This is a genomic window from Pseudoalteromonas translucida KMM 520 (assembly GCF_001465295.1).
Taxonomy (GTDB): Bacteria; Pseudomonadota; Gammaproteobacteria; order Enterobacterales; family Alteromonadaceae; genus Pseudoalteromonas; species Pseudoalteromonas translucida.
Genome location: NZ_CP011034.1, coordinates 1,558,343 through 1,578,750 on the forward strand (window position 1 = coordinate 1,558,343; position 20,408 = coordinate 1,578,750).

General features: G+C 41.2%; 16 protein-coding genes. 9 read left to right on the plus strand and 7 right to left on the minus strand.

What is annotated here, in order from left to right; translation table 11 throughout:
• Positions 1-1,181, minus strand: a protein-coding gene (locus tag PTRA_RS07395) for an IS3 family transposase (RefSeq protein ID WP_470381981.1) whose coding sequence is annotated in 2 segments (ribosomal slippage) — positions 1-914 and positions 914-1,181 — 1,182 coding nt in all. Because the reading frame shifts where the segments join, the coding sequence is not laid out codon by codon here.
• 666 nt (positions 1,182-1,847) lie between these two features.
• Between PTRA_RS07395 and PTRA_RS07405 the strand changes: the two genes are divergently transcribed.
• On the plus strand, positions 1,848-2,144 hold the full coding sequence (locus PTRA_RS07405; RefSeq protein ID WP_058373278.1) for a hypothetical protein: 297 nt from the start codon (positions 1,848-1,850) through the stop codon (positions 2,142-2,144).
• A gap of 16 nt (positions 2,145-2,160) precedes the next feature.
• Here the strand turns inward: PTRA_RS07405 and PTRA_RS07410 are convergent, their stop codons facing one another.
• Positions 2,161-2,778 carry a trimeric intracellular cation channel family protein gene (locus PTRA_RS07410; protein ID WP_058373279.1) on the minus strand — a complete coding sequence of 206 codons (618 nt, stop codon included), beginning with the start codon at positions 2,776-2,778 and terminating at the stop codon, positions 2,161-2,163.
• A 293-nt stretch (positions 2,779-3,071) separates the two neighbouring features.
• A complete protein-coding gene (locus PTRA_RS07415) occupies positions 3,072-4,088 on the minus strand; it encodes a LacI family DNA-binding transcriptional regulator (RefSeq protein WP_058373280.1) in 1,017 nt (338 codons plus the stop codon).
• A 468-nt stretch (positions 4,089-4,556) separates the two neighbouring features.
• Between PTRA_RS07415 and glk the strand changes: the two genes are divergently transcribed.
• The 5 genes from glk (at position 4,557) to gap (ending at position 10,461) form a co-directional block, all read left to right on the plus strand.
• Positions 4,557-5,555 (plus strand): glucokinase, encoded by a 999-nt coding sequence (glk, locus tag PTRA_RS07420; RefSeq protein WP_058373281.1) that lies wholly within the window; start codon positions 4,557-4,559, stop codon positions 5,553-5,555.
• A gap of 26 nt (positions 5,556-5,581) precedes the next feature.
• On the plus strand, positions 5,582-6,595 hold the full coding sequence (locus PTRA_RS07425; RefSeq protein ID WP_058373282.1) for a LacI family DNA-binding transcriptional regulator: 1,014 nt from the start codon (positions 5,582-5,584) through the stop codon (positions 6,593-6,595).
• Between the two features lie 348 nt (positions 6,596-6,943).
• A complete protein-coding gene (gene edd / locus PTRA_RS07430) occupies positions 6,944-8,797 on the plus strand; it encodes a phosphogluconate dehydratase (RefSeq protein WP_058373283.1) in 1,854 nt (617 codons plus the stop codon).
• A 30-nt stretch (positions 8,798-8,827) separates the two neighbouring features.
• A complete protein-coding gene (eda, locus tag PTRA_RS07435) occupies positions 8,828-9,460 on the plus strand; it encodes a bifunctional 4-hydroxy-2-oxoglutarate aldolase/2-dehydro-3-deoxy-phosphogluconate aldolase (protein ID WP_058373284.1) in 633 nt (210 codons plus the stop codon).
• On the plus strand, positions 9,457-10,461 hold the full coding sequence (gene gap, locus PTRA_RS07440; protein ID WP_058373285.1) for a type I glyceraldehyde-3-phosphate dehydrogenase: 1,005 nt from the start codon (positions 9,457-9,459) through the stop codon (positions 10,459-10,461). The genes eda and gap overlap by 4 nt, the downstream gene beginning before the upstream one ends.
• Before the next feature lie 80 nt (positions 10,462-10,541).
• On the opposite strand, the gene PTRA_RS07445 is transcribed toward gap, so the two are convergent.
• The 4 genes from PTRA_RS07445 to PTRA_RS07460 form a co-directional block, all read right to left on the minus strand.
• Complete coding sequence (locus PTRA_RS07445) at positions 10,542-11,828, minus strand: leucine-rich repeat-containing protein kinase family protein (RefSeq protein WP_058373286.1); 1,287 nt, start codon at positions 11,826-11,828, stop codon at positions 10,542-10,544.
• 74 nt (positions 11,829-11,902) lie between these two features.
• The gene (locus tag PTRA_RS07450) at positions 11,903-12,616 is read right to left on the minus strand and encodes a YebC/PmpR family DNA-binding transcriptional regulator (RefSeq protein ID WP_011328051.1); all 714 of its coding nucleotides are present in this window, start codon (positions 12,614-12,616) and stop codon (positions 11,903-11,905) included.
• Positions 12,617-12,806: 190 nt separating this feature from the next.
• Positions 12,807-14,885: a M13 family metallopeptidase gene (locus tag PTRA_RS07455; RefSeq protein WP_058373287.1), complete on the minus strand. Its 2,079-nt coding sequence runs from the start codon at positions 14,883-14,885 to the stop codon at positions 12,807-12,809.
• Between the two features lie 188 nt (positions 14,886-15,073).
• Positions 15,074-16,864: an ABCB family ABC transporter ATP-binding protein/permease gene (locus PTRA_RS07460; protein WP_058373288.1), complete on the minus strand. Its 1,791-nt coding sequence runs from the start codon at positions 16,862-16,864 to the stop codon at positions 15,074-15,076.
• Between the two features lie 137 nt (positions 16,865-17,001).
• On the opposite strand from PTRA_RS07460, the gene PTRA_RS07465 reads away from it, so the two are divergent.
• The 3 genes from PTRA_RS07465 to secF all read left to right on the plus strand — a co-directional run bounded on the left by PTRA_RS07465 (position 17,002) and on the right by secF (position 20,390).
• Positions 17,002-17,508: a hypothetical protein gene (locus PTRA_RS07465; protein WP_058373289.1), complete on the plus strand. Its 507-nt coding sequence runs from the start codon at positions 17,002-17,004 to the stop codon at positions 17,506-17,508.
• Positions 17,509-17,617: 109 nt separating this feature from the next.
• Positions 17,618-19,456 (plus strand): protein translocase subunit SecD, encoded by a 1,839-nt coding sequence (secD, locus tag PTRA_RS07470; protein WP_058373290.1) that lies wholly within the window; start codon positions 17,618-17,620, stop codon positions 19,454-19,456.
• Positions 19,449-20,390 (plus strand): protein translocase subunit SecF, encoded by a 942-nt coding sequence (secF, locus tag PTRA_RS07475; RefSeq protein ID WP_058373291.1) that lies wholly within the window; start codon positions 19,449-19,451, stop codon positions 20,388-20,390. Before secD ends, secF begins: the two co-directional genes overlap by 8 nt.
• The last annotated feature ends 18 nt before the right edge of the window (positions 20,391-20,408 follow it).

Sequence of the window (20,408 nt, forward strand, 5' to 3'; positions counted from 1 at the left end):
TCAATAAAATTTGGCCACAGTTTTAGAATCTTTGTATCTAATCTCAGATTCATTTGGTGCTAAACCTGCATTATAATGATGCGGCCTAACGTTGTTGTAATATCCGTTGATATAATCACTAACGCTATATTTAGCATCTATAAAATTTCCATATCCAACCTTTGGCATCCATTCCGTCTTAAAGCTTCTAAAAAATCGCTCCATTGGCGCATTATCCCAACAGTTTCCACGCCTACTCATGCTTTGCGTAATTTTATAGCGCCATAAACGTTGGCGAAATTTTAAGCTTGTATAATGACTACCTTGGTCTGAATGGAACATCAGTCCTGTCGGTTTTCCTCTGCTTTCATACGCGAGTTCAAGCGCTTTTAGCGTTAAATTAGTATCTGGCGACAACGACATTGCCCAACCAACGACTTTACGCGCAAATAAATCGATAACGACCGCTAAATAAGCCCAGCGATTGCCTGTCCAAAGATACGTCACATCACCACACCACACAGTATTCGGTTCAACAACATCAAACTGCCTATCTAGCAAATTTGGGATTTCAAGATGCTCATTACCACCACGTTTATATTGATGTTGTGGTACTTGGCAGCTCTCTAATTTTAGTTTAACCATCAGCTTAGCGGCACGATAACGGCTTAATTCAAAGTCATTATTCGTTGCTATTGTAGCGATTGTCCTTGCACCTGCCGAGCCTCCACTCATTCTATGTATGGCTTTAACCTCTGCTTCTAACCTTACTTGCTCAGGTGTAGGCGTTGTATCCCGTATAGCCCAATATTTATAGCTGCTGCGATGCACATTGAATACGTTGCATAACACGCTAATAGGGTAGCGCTCTCGTTGATTTAATTTCTCGATTAACGAGAATTGTTCAGGGAGTCGGACATCAAGAGAGCGGTAGCCTTTTTTAATATATCCTTTTCTAATTCAATGCGTTGGATTTGCTTTTTAAGTTCACGAATTTCAATCTGTTCGGGCGTCATTGGTGAAGCGGATGGTGCTTGGCCATTCCGTTCTTGCTTTAATTGAGTAACCCACTTACTTACAGTTGATTTACCAACACCCATAGCCTTGGCTGCATCTTCTTGCGTGTAACCTTGGTCGACTACAAGCTGAGCTGTTTCTAATTTGATTGCCGCAGAATATGTTGCACGTTTTAATTTCTTCATTTTTTCACCCAAATTTGTATGCTTATTAGCATAACATTTCTTTCTTAATGGGTGGCCAAAATCACTGTACCACTACATTCCTAGTGTTATCGAAAATACAATGGGAAATGACTCAAGTAATGTATCAAAAAAACTATTTGAACTCTCGATGAAATATTGTGATAAAGAAATACTATCTTTTAAAGAGTATTTTGAGAAGCAGGTTAACAACACGCCCTGAGGTGGGCAGCAAGCACCAAAGCTCACTTTCCATCGCAAATTTTAACAGTGGTAACTCCTTACTTTTTAATGCCGTTAGGTAAGTTAATTCATCGTTGGGTGTATTCGTTTTACAACACCCAACTACAAACCTTATCCATTAAAATGACAGCGATTTAATAATGCTATTACGTGGCTTGCCCTTAGCTTTTCTTGTTCATAATACGCTTTGCCCAAAACGAATGACCAATAAAAAAGCCAGTCCTCTCAACAGCTAGCCTCATGAAAATGAGGGGGGACTTTAAAAAAACCAATTAAAACAACAGCAAACTCTCACTTTATATTTTGCATAAAATACAGTAATAAATTGAACCAAAATAGGAACTCGGCTATGGTTTGTTTATTAATAAAAACAAATAAAAAACGAGTTTATTTACAGGCTCGTTATGTGAAAAGGGATTTTTAATAATGGCACTTTTTTATATTTCACTCGGAGCCGTTTTCTTTTTAATTGCTATAGCTTGGTTTGGGTTTGTAGCTTTATATTCCCAAGTAGAGAATTCAGGATTCGGTTTTGGTTTTATTATGGGGGTATTTCCTGCGTTACTTAGCATGTTGCTTATAGTGCCTAGTACGCTGTATAGAACTGTTTTTGTATTTACACAAAAGCCAAAACAAACAATGAAAGCTAAAGTTACTTTAGTAATTGGGCTGCTAATCACCTTACTTTATAGTGGTGCCATTATTAAGTTAGCTTTCACATAACAACATGCAATATTAGTTACTTAGCGGGTTCTAATAAACTAAACACAGGTAAGCGCCATTTAAAGCGTACCGATGCCATACGTATTAAGTACCCTGTAACTAAGCTAACAATAATGCTTATATTGTCATCAATATTATAGTGATGTAGTGCTAGGTATAAACACGCCACGATAAGTGAAACGCTGGCATACAGCTCGTGGTGTAATACCAATGGCGCTTGACGACATATTAAATCACGTAACAAGCCACCAAATACGCCAGTAACTATGGCTGCAACTACGCAAATGCCATAGTGTAAACCCATGTTTAGCCCAACTTGGCAGCCAATAATACTAAAAGCAGCTAGGCCAAGGGCATCTAAGCGCATAAATATGCCTTTAAACTTAACTACCCATTTAGCCAACCAAGTGGTGATAATGCCGGCCATACAGGTAATTAATAAATATTCTGGATGTTGTACCCACGTAAGTGGGTAATTACCTAGTAAAATATCTCGAACGCTACCACCACCTATGGCGGTGGCACTGGCTACCAAGCTAACGCCAAACCAGTCCATTTTCATTCGGCCAGCACTTAGCGCTCCGGTCATGGCTTCTGCTGTAATACCAATAATATAAACAATAGTTAATAGCATGAGATAGTCACTTGAAATTTACACATATAATAAAGGCGTGATTGTATAGATAAAACAGTAAAATAACGAGTGAGAAATCACGCTAAAAACGCTTACTTCAGATAAGAAAAACTAATACGAAACTTGTGCGTAAATAGGCTGTTAAATTGGGGTGAACCTTTGGGTTGGATGTAAAAGGTGAAGGACAATAGGCCGGAAATAATAAAATAAGTTACTTTGAATTTTAAGCCGTTTTTGTCCTATAACCACTTTATATAGTAGGGAGTTATTTAAAAGCAATGTAATGCAGGCTGTTAACTTGAGCCTCGGGCAATTAATATTGGAGGGAGTAGGGTGCTTTGTACTGCTTCGCCTCGAATTAGTTTTAATAGGTTTTCTACCAGCATTTGTCCGGCTATAGTGGTGTTTTGCTCTACTGTGGTTAAAGGTGGGTTGGTATAGCTGGCAATGGCGATGTTATCGAAACCTATTACGGCAACATCTTTCGGTACGCTAATACCGGCTTCTTTGAGTGCGCGTATTGCACCAATGGCAATTAAATCGCTGGCTGCAAAGAGTGCATTAAATTTTATGTTATTGGCTATTAGTGAGCGAGTGGCATGATACCCCGACTCTTCAGTCGATATTGCATTTGCTGTTTTACGTTTGTTTAAGGTTACGTTATTGGCGCTTAGTTCATCTTTAAAACCTTGAAATCGGGCAAAAAACTCAGGGCTATGATCCGATGCGTCGCCTATAAACGCGCAGTCGGTTCTGTTGCGTGCAATTAAATGCGCTGCAGCTAGTTTTCCGCCACCATAATTGTCGCAGCACACAGTCAGGTCGGGGCGATTGTCGACCGTTGCCCCCCAACAAACAAACTTGGTGTTTTGTTCAAGCAGGGTGTTAAATTTAGGCTGGTAATCTAAGTAATCACCATAACCGAGTAAAATAATCCCATCGGCGCGATGGCTATCTTCGTAGTCGGCTTGCCAATCGGCACTGGCCGATTGAAACGACACCAGTAAATCGTAACCTTCTTTAGCACAAGCGCGGGTAATACTGCCTAGCATGGCTAAAAAAAACGGGTTTATTTGCGATTCATCAGAGGTTGGATCTTCAAACAATAATAGCGCTAAGGTGCTACTTTGTTGGGTACGTAAATTACTGGCGTTTTTGTCGACTTTATAGTTGAGCTTTTTAGCTATATCGAAAACGCGCTTACGGGTTTCTTCGTTTACCAAGGGGCTGTTACGTAAAGCACGAGACACAGTTGATTGCGACACTCCAGCATAATGGGCTATATCAAATGACGTGGCTTTACCTTTCATGAGCACTACTTAATTACAAAGAGAATAATACAGCCATTCTCGTTTATTAATGATTTATTTCAAGCTAATTTATCAATAAAGCACTTTTTTAGTTGATCTACCCATGACACCGGTGTCATAATGTGGGCGTTTTATCATTTTGTTGTCAAAACGTATTGGCTGCCTATATTTTTATAGGCAGCATTTTTTTACTGTGATAGCTGCTTTGGGGTGATAGCCTAAAGTAATAAAAAAGAACAATGGGTTAACCGTTGTAAAATAATAAGCATGAATCGCTTATACTAATTGTATTAAAGAGTGGACTATTATAAGCGCAAAAAAATAGCGCCAAAAAATGATTTAATCACAAGGCGAAAGTAATTATATAAGTTGCTTTATATGAATTGTTTTTAACGCAGTGAGTAAATATTTTTAGCTAAAATGTTCGTGTTTTTAATAAGGTTAGTATTATACAAAAGAGATAACACTATGAGCTTACACTCTTCTGCCCAATTTGATCCTATTTTAGTTGCCGACATTGGTGGTACCAATGCGCGTTTTGCACTAATTACTGCCTTCGATGCAGTAAAAAACGAATTTGTTATAGAATATAATCATACCTTTCCTAGCGCCGATTTTGGCTCGTTACAAAATGCAACACGCCATTATTTATCAACTGTGCCTCATATTAAACCTGTGCGCGCGTGTTTGGCGGTGGCAGGCCCTATAAAAGCAGGGCAGGTTCATCTTACTAATTTAGGTTGGCATTTTAGCGTTAGTGAGTTTAAACAGGCTTTTTCTTTTTCGCAGCTTGAAATTATTAACGACTTTGCTGCATTTGCCTACGCAGCCCCTTATTTAGATAGCAAGCAAAATGTGGTTATTAAAGCAGGCCAAGCCGATGAAAACTCTAACATTGCTGTTATGGGGCCAGGTACCGGATTTGGTGCAGCTTGCCTAGTTAGAACAGCGCAGTCTAGTGCGGTGCTTAGCTCTGAAGGCGGGCATATTTCACTGGCTGCCGTTACCGATTTAGATGCAAAGTTACTTATAGAATTACGCAAAGACCATCCACATGTGTCTTTAGAAACTGTTTTTTCAGGCCCGGGTATTGCCCATTTGTATAAAGCGATGGCGGCGGTTAATGGTATTACTGCTAAGCATTTGGATGCCGCGCAAATTAGTAATTTAGCCAATACCGGCGAGTGTGAAGTGTGTGATGCAACGCTAAACCAGTTTTGTGACTGGCTTGGTAGTGCCGCAGGCGATTTAGCATTAGCTTATGGTGCGTTGGGCGGTTTATTTATTGGCGGTGGTATATTGCCACGCATGCAATCGCGCTTGTTAGAGAGTCGTTTTGTTGAACGTTTTTCACAAAAAGGTATTATGTCGCAATATAACGGGCAAGTTCCTGTTACGCTAGTAACCCAAGATAATATACCTTTGATTGGCGCTGCGGCGTGTTTGCATAATAGTAAGCAGGAATAATGCTGCTGGTATTTGGAAGTAAATAGATGAAAAAAGTCACCATAAATAGTGTAGCGAGTTATGCGGGGGTTTCTAAAAAAACAGTCTCTCGGGTGTTAAATAACGAGCCAAATGTAAGTGCAGCTACCCGCGAAAAGGTACTTAAAGTATTTAAAGAGCTTGATTATACGCCTAATCCTATTGCCCGTGGTCTTGCTCAAAATCGCAGTTTTATTATTGGTTGTATTTACGATAATCCAAGTAAAAGTTATATTACCCGCGTGCAAACAGGCGCATTAGCTGCCTGCCAAGAAAACAATTACAATTTATTAATACATCCTTGTGAGCTGCGCGGCGAAGCACTAATTAATAATATTGATCAGTTACTGCAGTCATCACGCTTAGATGGCATTGTATTAACGCCGCCTTTTTCGGACTTTGCTGAACTAGTTGATTTTTTAAAATCGAAACAAATACCTTATGCGCGCGTTGCCTCTGCAGTACTTGAAGATGATTCTATTTCGGTGCGTAGCAATGACGAGCAAGGAGCATTTGAAATAACCGAGCATTTAATTACACTGGGTCATAAATCAATTGCTTTTATTAAAGGTCATCCCGATCACAGTGCTACTGAGCAGCGTTTTAAAGGCTACCGACGTGCGTTAGCAAGCCATGGTATTGAATTTGAAGAGCGTTTAGTAGAAGAGGGTAACTTTAGTTATCATTCAGGGGTAGACAGCGCCCGTAGTATTTTAGATTTATCGCCACGGCCAACCGCAGTATTTGCTTCAAACGATTACATGGCAGCCGCCGCACTTAAATTAGCAACTCAACGCAGCTTACGTGTGCCCGATGATATTTCAATTGCTGGTTTTGATAACGCGCCTATAGCACGCCACATTTGGCCTGGGCTAACCACCATAGCGCAGCCAGTTGAAGAAATGACCAAACAAGCAGTTACTCAGCTTATTGCTCATATTATTCAGCCACAAGAGGTTGCGTATCAGGTGACCTTAGAGGCGCGTTTAATTACTCGCGAGTCGACGGCGCAGGTTAAATAAACTCAATTTAAAACAAATGTTTACAGTAGCCCGAATGTGCACAAAGCATATTCGGGCTTTTTGTTGGCTGTTGTTAAATATAACGATGCCGTACAACATTATTAAATGACTATTTATAAAAAATAGTTGGCTATGTTAAAAAAAGTGACTATTTTTATTAGACAGGGTTGACACCGGTGTCATGGTCGTGCGTTAATACAGTGACACCGGTGTCAGGGTGGTTGTGAGAGGCCCTCTGATAAGGTACCTTTGAACGGGTAAGCCAAAGATGCTCAGTGCAATTAATTACGTGGAGTCTTTAATTGCCACTGAGCCTTTATCCTCTAACGAATAGAGCTGAGTTTAATTATGTTGCATCCACGAATTCAAGAAGTCACCGAACGTATCATTACGCGCAGTAAAGCAACCCGCCAAGCTTATTTAGATCGCATTTCGCACGCAAAAAAACAAACAAGAGTTCGTGCTGGATTAGGTTGCGGTAATATTGCCCACGTTATGGCTGCGTGTAGCACCGATGATAAAGCGCGTTTAAAAGCCGATGAGCAACCAAACCTTGCAATTATCAATTCATATAACGATATGCTTTCGGCACATGTGCCTTATAAAGATTACCCAGATTTAATTAAAAGCATTGCTACTAAATACGACGCTACAGCCCAAGTGGCAGGCGGCGTACCAGCAATGTGTGATGGCGTTACGCAAGGGCGTGATGGCATGGAATTATCACTTTTTTCACGCGATGTAATTGCTATGTCTACGGCAATATCGTTATCGCACGATGTGTTTGATGGCGTTTTTTGTTTAGGCGTATGCGACAAAATAGTCCCAGGGTTATTAATTGGCGCACTGTCGTTTGGCCATTTACCGGTGTTCTTTTTACCGGCAGGACCAATGCAGTCAGGCATTCCAAATAAAGAAAAAGCCCGTATTCGTCAAAAGTTTGCGCAAGGTTTAGTAAGCCGCGAAGACTTGCTAGAAGCCGAAAGCGCGTCTTACCACAGTGCTGGTACCTGTACTTTTTACGGTACTGCTAACTCTAATCAAATGTTAATGGAAATAATGGGCTTGCACCTTCCGGGTAGCTCGTTTATTAACCCATATACAGAGCTTCGCGATGGTTTAACCGGTAATGCGGTAGAAACCATGCTTAAGCAATTAACCGACGATAAAGACAGCCCGTGTTTGGCAGACGTGATCAGCGAAAAAACCATAGTAAATGGTTTAGTTGGTTTGCTATCTACCGGTGGCTCTACTAACCACGCCATCCACATTGTGGCTATTGCCAAAGCGGCAGGTATTCAAATAACGTGGAAAGATATGTCTGATTTATCAGCTGAGGTTCCACTATTAACGCGTATTTACCCTAATGGTTCTGCTGATGTAAATCATTTTCAAGCAGCCGGTGGTATGGGCTTTTTAATGCGTGAACTTGCCAGCGCAGGCTACTTACATATCGACGTTAAAACTATGCTAGGCGATGGTTTAGCACCCTACATGACCGAGCCTCGTCTTGATAAAGACAATAGCTTAATAATGAGTGATGCAACCGGCCCGAGCAAAATTAAATGGGTAGCTTGCCCTGATAACTCACACGATGAAGATGTACTTCGCCCAGTGAGTAATCCGTTTAGTAAGCAAGGTGGTTTACAACTGCTTACAGGTAACTTAGGCAAAGCGGTTATTAAAGTATCGGCAGTAGCAATTGAACACCAAGTAGTTACCGCCCCAGCTAAAGTATTTAGCTCGCAAGGTGAATTACAAGATGCTTATAGCCGCGGCGAACTAAACCAAGACTTTATTGCAGTGCTAAAAGAGCAAGGCCCTAAAGCTAAAGGTATGCCAGAGCTACATAAATTAACGCCTGTAATGGCAACGCTACAAGATCAAGGCTTTAAAGTGGCTATTGTAACTGACGGTCGTATGTCGGGCGCATCGGGTAAAGTACCTGCGGCGATTCACTTAGCGCCAGAGGCAGTTGAAGGCGGCATAATTGCTAAAATTCATGAAGGTGATTTAGTTACTTTAGATGCGCCAAACGGCATATTAAAAGTACATGTTAGCGATGAAGAGCTTGCTAAACGTGAACTGCAATTAAGCCTACCAAGCTTAACCTTTGGTACAGGCCGAGAGTTATTTACCGGATTTAGAAATATCGTAAGTAGCGCCGATTTAGGTGCGAGTGCTTTCGGAATTGAAGAATAGTCAGCCATTGTGGGTAATGAGGAACACGTAATGAGTATTGAAAAAATATTAGCATCGGCGCCAGTTGTGCCAGTAGTGGTAATCGAAAAATTAGAAGATGCAGCGCCACTTGCTAGAGCCTTATATAACGGTGGCTTAAAAGCGCTGGAAATTACTTTGCGCACGCCCATTGCGGCAGAAGCAGTAAAACTAATGAAAGCAGCCGTACCTGAGGCCTATGTAGGCACAGGCACGGTAGTTGATAAAGCCAGCTTTGATGCTTCACTAGCTGCAGGCGCTGACTTTATGGTAAGCCCAGGGGTTAGTGACGAGCTACTTGAACTGATAAAAACCAGCGACATTCCGTTTTTACCAGGCGCTGCTACGCCAAGCGAAGTTATGAAACTAGCGTCGCACGGTTTTAAGTATTTAAAGTTTTTTCCGGCAGAAGCAGCAGGCGGAACCGCCATGCTTAAATCAATCGGTGGGCCATTACCCGATATTACTTTTTGCCCAACGGGCGGCATAACGCTCGCTACTGCACCTAACTACTTAGCACTAAATAATGTTATTTGTGTTGGTGGTACGTGGATGTTAGATAAACAACTAATTGAAAATAAAGACTGGCAAGCTATTGAAGCGCTTGCTCGACAAGCTTGTGAAGTAAATAGGAGTCAAAAATGATTAACGTAGCAATTAATGGCTATGGCCGTATAGGTCGCAATGTATTGCGTGCACTTTACGAGTCGGCACAAAATAATGAGATTAAAATTGTTGCAATTAACGATTTAGCCCCAGCTAATGTTAATGCTCATCTTACGCAATTTGACTCAGTACATGGACAATTTTCTCATAAAGTAACGCTAGCCGATAACACTATGCTAATTGGCGACGATGTTATTACTTTAACGCAAGAGCGCGACCCAGCAAATTTACCGTGGAAAGCACTCGATGTTGATATTGTTTTAGAGTGTACCGGTTTGTTTACTACGCGCGAAGCAGCCGCTAAGCATATTACTGCTGGCGCTAAAAAAGTAATTGTTTCGGCGCCGGGCAAAGATATGGATGCAACCGTAGTGCATGGCGTTAACAGCGAAGTACTTAATGCACAAAGCCAAATTATTTCAAACGCTTCGTGTACTACTAACTGTTTAGCACCGATTGCTAAAGCAATTAACGACACGGTAGGCATTGAGCAAGGTAGCATGACCACTATTCATGCATATACCAACGATCAAAACTTATCGGATGTATATCATCCTGATCTATACCGTGCACGTAGTGCAACGCAGTCGATGATCCCAACTAAAACCGGTGCAGCTGCAGCTGTTGGTTTAGTGCTACCAGAACTTGCAGGCAAGTTAGATGGTATGTCGGTACGTGTGCCTACAATTAACGTATCTTTGGTTGATTTTACGTTTATTGCTAAGCGCGATACCAGCATTGAAGAAATTAATGCAATTATGAAAGAAGCGTCAACGGGCTCAATGAAAGACATTTTACAATATAATGAGCTGCCACTTGTTTCTATTGATTTTAACCATAACCCAGCGTCTTGTGTGTTTGATTCAACGCAAACCAGAGCGAATGGTAAATTGGTTAAAGTAATGGCTTGGTACGATAACGAATGGGGTTTTTCAAACCGCATGTTAGATCAAGTTAAAGCGTTAGGTAAGTTTTTTTAATCTGTGAGTAAATAACATTATTTACGTTAAAAACCACGCATTGCGTGGTTTTTTTGTGCCATTTATAAATTTACGACGTTTTATAACTGTGTAGTTAGCTGTGTGCTTAACTGCGAAAGTGTGGGGCGCTGTATAATATCAGTTGTCATGCATTGCTTAGCTAGTTGCGCAAGCTTCACGGCTATTGCATTATTGTCGCTGCAAACACTCAGTAAATCATCAATTAAACAACCTAGCGCGCGTACTTCAATTAATTGCATTTGCTGGCGCTGATATTCACTCAACATAGCTAAATTAGTTGCTGCACCAAAATCGCCAAATAACACATTTGCGTCTTGGTTTACCATAGTGTTATGCGCATACACATCGCCATGGCTTACTTTATTTGCATGCAAATGCTGTAGGGTACTGGCCATTTGTTGCACAATTTTATAAATAGCTTGGCTACTATAATTACAGCCATCTGCGAAGGTGTCGCGAGTGCACGTTTGTAAACTTGGCGGTAATCCTAAATTGCTAAAGCTATTATCTATTAGCTCCATTACTAAACCAAGTTGCTTGTCTTGCTCTATATAGGCAAGTACCTTAATTAAATTGGCATGTTCATTTGCCTGTAAGCAGCAATTAACTTCATCAAGCGGATAACCATCGCTGGTTATTGCGCCTTTAAACAACTTAATAGCTACCGCTTTATCTGCTGCTTTTGCAAGGTGAATAACGCCAGAGGCGCCTTGGCCAATAACCTGCTGTAATGTGTAATCACTAAGTGGCTTATTCTCTAAACTACTTTTGGTTAGGCACTGCGCTTTATTAAAGGTGTTACCAGCAAAGGCGAGCCAAGTAAGTTTTGGTAATTCAAATAACCAGTTATCTAGGTGCGTTAAGTTATTGGCAGATAAGCGCACTAATTCTAAGTTTGTACACTGCTGCATACTGCTTGGCAAAGTGTGTAACCGGTTACCCGCTAAAGCAAGTTTGCGCAGCTGTTTAAGCTCGCCGAATGACTCGGGTAATTGCTCAATACGGTTGTCGGTTAATATTAACCACTGTGTTGTAAGCGGCAGGCTATGCTGGGCAAACTCACTAATTTGATTGCCTTTAAAAGCGATCATAATAAGTGCTGGGCATTGCGCTAAAACAGCAGGTATATGCTTAAACTGATTAAACGATAAAAACACCCGTTTAAGGCGGGTTAAACTGGCAAACTCTGCGGGTAAATCACTCAGGTTATTATTAGATAAGTCGAGTACTTCTAGGGTGTCGGCAAGGGTAAAAATTTCTTTTGGGAAATCAGTGAGGTCTTCCACCAATTGTAAGCGGCGAGCGCCACTTAAAGCACCGCTGCGTAGTTGTTCAAGGGTATTCAAAATTAACTAATCCATTTTACAAAAACAAAAAGGCCAAACTAAGTTGGCCTTTGATCACGTTTTATTTTTAACGCTTAAAACTCTGCGTTGTGGTAAACGTTTTGTACGTCGTCGCAATCTTCTAGCATAGCTAAAAAGCGCTCCATAACCTCAACATCTTCGCCTTCAATAGGCGCTGCTATTTGTGGTACAAACGAAATTAAATCTTCGTCAAATTCAGTAACGCCCATTTCTTCAAGTGCTGTGCGAGTATTGTTGTACTCAGTATGTGGTGCAAATACAGTTACCTTGCCGTTTTCAACTTCTACGTCGGTTACATCAACATCAGCCATCATTAGTGCTTCAAGTACTGTTTCGTCGTCATCACCGTCAAATACAAAAATTGCAAGGTGATCAAATAAATGCGAAACCGAGTTCTGTGCACCAATTTTAGCGTTAGCTTTAGTAAAGCAAACACGTACATCAGCAAAGGTACGTTTATTGTTGTCGGTTAAACAGTCAACAATAATCATACAGTTACCCGGGCCGTAACCTTCGTAACGTGTGGCTACGTAGTCTTCACCGCCGCCGCCTTTTGCTTTGTCTATTGCGCGGTCAATAACGTGCGCCGGAACTTGGTCTTTTTTAGCGCGCTCAATTAAACGACGTAGCGATAAGTTACCGTCTGGATCGGTACCGCCATTTTTAGCACAAATATAAATTTCTTTACCGTACTTAGAATAAACTTTAGTTTTAGCACCCGCAGTTTTAGCCATTGAATCTTTTTTGTTTTGGTAAGCTCTTCCCATCTGCGTTTCGCCTTTAAATATAAGTATTAAAATAATTTTCAGGGGCATAGTTTAAAGGTAAAAGTGGGGTAGGGCTAGTAACTATTAAATAGGATGAGTTGAGTTTTATACTAAGGGCTATAAAAATAACTGAGCAGAAAAAATATAACCCGCAATGGCGGGTTATATTTAATTGCAATTTAGCGCTCTATTACCAAATGCGTACGCGTTGCTCTTCAGGAAGATACAGCTCATCCCCTGGTTTTACATCAAATGCTTTGTACCATGCGTCGTGGTTACGCGGGGCTTGTGCTCTAAAGCGACCCGGCGCATGCGTGCCACCGCGCAGCTGATTTAACATGCTTTGCTCGGTGCGTTTTTCTTTCCATACTTGTGCCCAAGCAAGAAAGAAACGCTGATCGCCAGTAACACCGTCAATAACCGGTGCTTCTTTACCGTTTAGGCTCAGTTTGTAGGCATGATAAGCCATGGCTAAACCACCCACATCACCAATGTTTTCACCTAGGCTATTACGCCCGTTAACAAAGTTACCTTCGATTGGCTCATACTTATTGTACTGCGCTGCTAACTGGTCGGCTTTTGCGTCAAAAGCGGCGCGATCAGCATCAGTCCACCAGTTACGTTGGATCCCGTTTTCATCTGACTTAGAACCTTGGTCGTCAAAACCATGGCCCATTTCGTGGCCAATTACTGCGCCAATGCCGCCGTAGTTTACTGCTGCGTCGGCATTTGGATCGAAAAATGGTGGTTGTAAAATTGCCGCCGGAAATACAATTTCGTTAAATGAACTGTTGTAGTAAGCGTTAACGCGTTGTGGTGTCATACCCCAACGGTTACGATCTGTTTTTTGCAGCTCTTTTGCAACGCTTTCGGCTTGAAAAAACTCACGCATATTTTTTACGTTGCCGATTAAGTCGTTGTTGCTAATGGTTAAACCCTCGTACGACTGCCATACATCGGGGTAACCAATTTTTGGTACAAATGCAGCCAGTTTAGCGCGCGCATTTACTTTGGTTTCTGCGCCCATCCACTCTAGGTTATCAATACGTTCACCCAATGCGGTACGCAAGTTTTCGACCAGTTCAGACATTTGTTGTTTTGACGACTCAGGAAAATAACGTGCTACGTATATTTTACCAATAGCAAAACCAAGTGAATTGGTGCTCGACATTTCATCTATAGCGCGTTTCCAACGTGGACGCGGCTCTTGCTGACCATTTAACTCTTTACCAAAAAATGCAAAATTGGTATTAAAAATATCTTCAGATAGTAAGTTAGCGTTACCACTTATTGCGTGGTAGGTTAAATAATCTTTCCATACCGCTAAGTCTTCTTGATTGATTAATTCAATCATGGCTTTTATTGGCTCGGGCTGCGATACATTTAACTGCGGTACTTTGTAGCCTGTTTGAGCAAAATATGCATCCCAATTAAAGTCTGGGTAGGCAGTGCTTAGCTCGTCGCGTTTAATTTGATTTAATGTAAGGTCGCGGTTACGGCGCTTTTCGCGTGGCCAATGGCCTTGTGCAATTTTGGTTTCTAGATCTAAAATTGCCTGTGCGCGCTCATTGGCGTTATCTGCATTGGTAAATTTAAGCATGTCGGCAATATGTGCCACATAGGCGCTACGCGTATTAACAAAACGCTCAGAGTCTTCAAGGTAGTATGAACGATCTGGTAAGCCTAAACCGCCAGCACCTAACGACATTTCGTATTTATTAGGATCTAAGCGGTTAAACCACATGCCACCACCAAGCGGGGCTTTAACACCGGTTAACCAAGACTGACCAAACATTTTGGCTAAATCGTCGGTTGATGATATTTCACTTATTTGTGTTAAAAGCGGCTTAATTGGTGTTACGCCTAGCTTATTAAGTGCTGCGGTGTTCATGTAGGCGTTGTAAAAGTCGGCTACTAGTTTTTCATCAGCATCTAAATCTTTACGCGCGGCAATTTCTTCAATAATTACTTTAACGCGGTCTTCGCTGCGCTCGGCCAATGCCGAAAATGCGCCATAGCGGGTTTTATCAGCAGGCATGCTGTAATTGTCATACCAAGTGCCACTGGCGTACATAAAAAAATCGTCGCCTGGTTTAACCGCTTCGTTACGTGCAGCTAAATCAACACCAAAACTACCCAGCTCTGCTTTTGTTGTTGCGGCTATTGGTGCAGTAGGTGCTGGTTGTACTTGTGTTTTTGTTGTTTGTGGCTCTGAGCAGCCGGTAATAAATGTGGCTGCTAATGCAGCTGCAATTAAACTCTTTTTCATTATGTTCCCCTGAGCTTTCACTCTGTTTAATTAATATTTTTGTTATTGTAAATATTATCTTAACCTAGGTTCAGGTTATTTTAGTAATTGTTGTTTATAAGAGGCTGCTAAACAAACCTTTTGAGGTGAATCACCCTAGAGGTCGATAAAATAGCAAATAAAGCCTTTATACGAGCAATTTTAATGGTTTATGTGTTTTTTGCTTGTTCTTGCTGCAATTGCCACATTTGTGCATATTGGCCGTTAAGGGCTAGCAACTCAGAATGTGTGCCTTGCTCAAGTAGCTCACCTTTATGCAATACTAAAATATTATCGGCATCAATTATGGTTGATAAGCGATGGGCAATCACTATGCTGGTATGGTTTTGTGTGACAGCGCGCATAGCCGTTAAAATAGCTTGCTCGGCATGCGAGTCAAGGGCTGAGGTGGCTTCGTCAAAAATTAAAATAGGCGATTTTTTTAAGATTGCGCGGGCAATGGCTATGCGTTGTTTTTCGCCGCCCGACACTTTTAAACCACGCTCGCCTACTAAGGTTTTATCGCCTTTATCAAGGCTGTTTATAAACGCTGTTAAATGCGCCATAGCAATGGCTTGATCTATTTCGGCCTCGCTGGCTGTTGGCCTGCCATAAGCAATGTTTTCGCGTATTGAGGTATTAAATAGCACGGTATCTTGCGGCACTATGGCTATAGCTTGGCGTAAACTGTGCAAAGTTACGGTGTTTATAGGTTGCTTATCTATAGTGATATTACCTGACGACACCTCATAAAAACGATACAAGAGCCTAGCTAATGAGCTTTTCCCTGCGCCACTTGCTCCGACTATTGCTACTTTAGTACCGGGTTTTACGCTAAAGCTAACATTGTTAAGAATAGGGCGGTTAGCATCGTAACTAAAGCTTACATTGTTAAAGCTCACTTCACCTTTAGTGAGGGTAAGTAGCTGTGATGCAGGGGTGTCGGTAATTTGTGGTTTTTTGTTGAGCAGCCCAAGCATGTTTTCAAGGTCGGTAAGGGCGCGTCTTATTTCGCGATATACAAAGCCTAAAAAGTTAAGCGGTAAAAACAGTTGGATCATATACGCGTTTATCATTACGAGTTCACCAATGCTAAGTGTACCGGTTACTACTTCGCTTGAGCCTAGCCACATAAGTGCGGTAATGGCGCTGGCTATAATTAACGCCTGCCCGGAGTTTAGTGCCAATAACGACATGCGGTTTTTTAATCGGGCTTTTTCCCAGCGCGCTAAAAAGGTGTCGTAGGTGCTGGCTTCAAACTCTTCATTGTTAAAGTATTTTACTGTTTCGTAGTTTAATAAGCTGTCGATAGCGCGGGTATTACTTAAGTTGTCGGCGGTGTTAGCTTCGCGAATAAAGCGATTTCGCCACTGAGTTACGGTTACTGTAAAGGTAATATATATGGCAACGGCAAGTAGGGTTATAAGCGCAAACCAGATAGAAAACAAAGTGCCAAAAATTAATGCCACGGTAAGAATTTCAAATAGAGTAGGGACAATGTTAAACATTAAAAATCGCATTAAAAAGCTCAAACCGCTGGTGCCACGCTCTATGTCGCGGCTTATGCCACCGGTTTGCCTATCTAAATGAAAAGCCAGTTCAAGCGAATGCAAATGCTTAAACACTTTTAGGCCTATATCGCGCATGGCATGCTCGGTAACTCGCGAAAAAACCGCATCGCGTATTTCACCTAAAAATACACTGGCAAAGCGCAGCGCACCGTACATAATAAGCAGTAGGGTAGGTATAAAAAGCACAGGGTGAATAGACTTATCAACGCTATCAATAATTTCTTTTAGTGCCCACGGCATAAGTAAAGTAGCGCCTTTAGCGCCTACCAACGCCATAGCTGCAATAAAAACTCGCCCTTTAAATTGTGTTATATACGGCCAAAGTGTTTTTATACTTTGGCGCAGGTTCATTGCGTCGGGGCGTTTTACTGAGCTTTGTTTAGAGCGCATGAGTGATCTCGGTTTTTATAGTGGGTATAAATTGCTGTGAATTTAATTTTGCGTAAAACTAAATACTTAATTTGACTATTGTATTTTAAATAGCTGCCCTTATATACTAGTAACCCTTAATTAAAGTTTGAAAATTAATGTTTAAATTTCGTTTGTTTTTAACTGCATTTTTGCTTATTACTGCACTTTTTAGTGCATGTAGCGAAGCCGCGCCAGTTAAACAAGATTTAAACACTGCAAATTCCACTTTAATATCTACTGCTTTTTCAGCAGAAAATTTCTTATTAGATGCTACTTCATTAGGTAATGTTTCATTAGACATAAGTCATCCCTCCATATTAGTTAAAGTATTGCATGCTAAACAACAAACTAAGCCTGATAAAACAGCGTTTGCGGCACTGCAATCTAGGCTAACTGCCAGTAATTCATCGTTGTTTTTATTTAGTGCGCAAACCGAGCCTGAATACGATGTTATTTATGAGTTTTTTATTCATACGCTTGCAAGGCAGTTTTATTTACAACCTAAAGCTATAAACACAGCACTACCTTGGTACACGGTTGTTTCTAATAGTAAAAAGTCTCGTATTAGTGGCTGGAAAGAAGCTAATTTACTTTACAGGGCTACCAACACTCACCACGCTTAATTTCCTTATTTAATAATTAATAGGTTTTAACTTTTAAAGTTTTAACTTGCAGATTAATTGTGCTTTTTAAAAGCGCTTATCAGCTAGTTGCTGATAGTAAGGAATAACAATGTTGAGTTTTAAAAAAAATAAAAAGCCGTTTATGGCTAAGTTTAAATTAAGCACCTTTGCTATGTTGGTGGTATTACTGCTATTGGCAATAAGTGCGTTACCTAATTTATATCCAAACCAGTCATGGTTGTATGTTAGCGCAGCCCCACACAGCGAAATACAAACACCCCCGAGCACCAATACCCTAGTTACATTTTTAAATGAGCAAGGCTTAAATGTGGCGCAAGCGTATGAGTCGCAAGCAACAATAAATGTGCTGCTTAACGAGCCCACAAAAAGTGCCCAGGCACAAGCGGCTATAAAAGCGCAATATGCAAATACTCAGACCAAAATTGTGGAGCGAGCTACCAGCCCAAACTGGTTACAAAGCTTTGGACTTTCGCCAATAAAATTAGGCCTAGATTTAAACGGTGGGGTGCTATTTGTACTCGATGTAGATTTAGATAAAGCCATTGATGAGCAATTAGTGAGTGCGTATCAGCAAGCTAAATCAATCATAATTAAGCAAAAGGTACATGGGGTAAAAGCGCTGCAAACTCAAACCGGATTTGTAATAAATGCTCTACCTAATGCAGCTGATAAATTACCCTCTGTTATTAAAGAACTACAAAGCCGCTTTGCTAACTTAGCCGTAGTAACAAACAATAATGGCACAGTTAAAACGGCGCAATTTAGTTACTCAGAGCAAGGGCGTAGCGCGTTTGATAAAGAAGTAATGAGCCAAACCCTCACAACGCTACGTTCGCGAATTGAAGAGCTGGGCATAACCGAAGCGGTAACGCAGCGCCAAGGTAAGCAGCGCATTCGTATAGAATTACCCGGAGTGCAAGATCCTACCGAGGCGAAACGCATTATTGGCGCAACGGCATCACTGGGGTTTTACCAATTAAAAGCTGTGGGTGGGCAAACCTTTAATTTACAGTCGGGGGGTACTATAAAACTTGACCCAGTGCCAATTTTTACTGGTGAGCATATTAATAACGCTCATGCTGGGCGAGACGATTGGAGCAAACCACTAGTGCAGTTAAGCCTTGATAGCCAAGGCGGCGATGCTATGTCGGCATTTTCTAAAGCTAATATAGGTAAACCTATGGCAACGGTTTATTCAGAGTATTCTCAAAATGCAAAAGGAGAGGTAGTAAAAAAGAGCGAAGTTATTAATGTAGCCAATATTGCTCAACACTTAAGTTCGCGTTTTAGCATAACCAATATGCAAAGCCCACAAGCCGCGGCCGACTTAGCGCTACTGCTACGTGCAGGCTCGTTAAGTGCGCCGGTTACTATAGTGCACGAACAAACCATAGGGCCAAGCTTAGGCAGCGAGAATATAAATAACGGCTTAGCCGCCCTAATGTTAGGTATGGGTATTACTTTGGCATTTATGGCTATGTGGTACAGACGGTTAGGCTTAATTGCAAACGTAGCACTTATTTTAAATTTAACCTCGTTAGTGGGCTTAATGTCGTTATTGCCAGGGGTAGTGCTTACGCTTCCCGGTATTGCCGGATTGGTGCTAACCATAGGTATGGCAGTAGATACCAACGTAATAATATTTGAACGTATAAAAGAAGAGCGCCGTAAAGGCCGCGCGCCTTATCAAGCTATTGAGCAAGGATATAAGCAAGCATTTGGCACTATTTTTGATGCCAATATTACCACTATGATCACTGCACTTATTTTATACGGTATAGGTTATGGGCCCGTGAAAGGCTTTGCAATTACTTTGGCGCTGGGTTTAGTAACCAGTATGTTTACTGGCGTGTATGTATCGAAAGTGTTGAGCCAGAGTTTGTATTTAAAATTGGATAAAAAAAGCGGAGTAAGTACAGATGCTTAATTATTTTTTAAAAGGCGAAACCGGCACACGCATGCGTTTTATGGGCTTGGTTTTAAGTACAGTATTAGTATTGCTATCGGTAGTAACATTGGCGCAAAAAGGGCTTAATTTTGGCCTAGATTTTACCGGTGGTTACTTAACAGAATTTACGACTAGCCAAAGTATTGAGCTAGAGCAGCTTAAAACTTTTATAGCTAAAAACCACAACGGTGAGTTTGAACTAACAGCACAAGGGAATAACCATTTTCAATTAAGAGAAGCGCCGGCTATTAACCAATCTGCGAATAATAACAGCAACGATTGGCAAAGTGCGGTAACACAAAGCACCGATATAAACGCCACGGTATTATCATCGGCTTACATTGGCTCGCAGGTGGGTGATGAGCTATTTGAGCAAGGCTGTTTGGCATTATTAGCTGCTATGGTTGCAGTAATGCTGTATTTAGCGATAAGGTTTGAATGGCGTTTAGCAGTAGGCTCTGTGGTTGCCTTAACACACGACCTAATATTGGTGCTGGGTTTGTTTTCGCTATTACAGCTTGAGTTTAACTTAACCGTTTTAGCCAGTTTACTAGCAATTATAGGCTACTCACTTAATGACTCCATAATTGTTGGCGACAGAGTACGTGAGTTATTAAGAGTTAAATTAAATGCCAGTATTAGCGTATCTAGCATTATAAATAGTGCGATTAAAAGCACCCTAACGCGTACCATAATTACCTCAGGCACTACCTTAGCCACAGTAGCAAGTGTGTGGCTATTAGCTGGTTCACCGCTACAAGGCTTTGCTATTGCGTTATTTAGTGGCATTGTTGTGGGTACATTTTCATCTATTTGCATTGCAGCCACCTTGCCCGAGCTAATGGGATTAAGTGCTAAAAACTACGAAGTGAAAATAGATAGCCAAAGCCAAGCGCTCATGGATATGCCATAAAGGCTCAAAGCATACAAA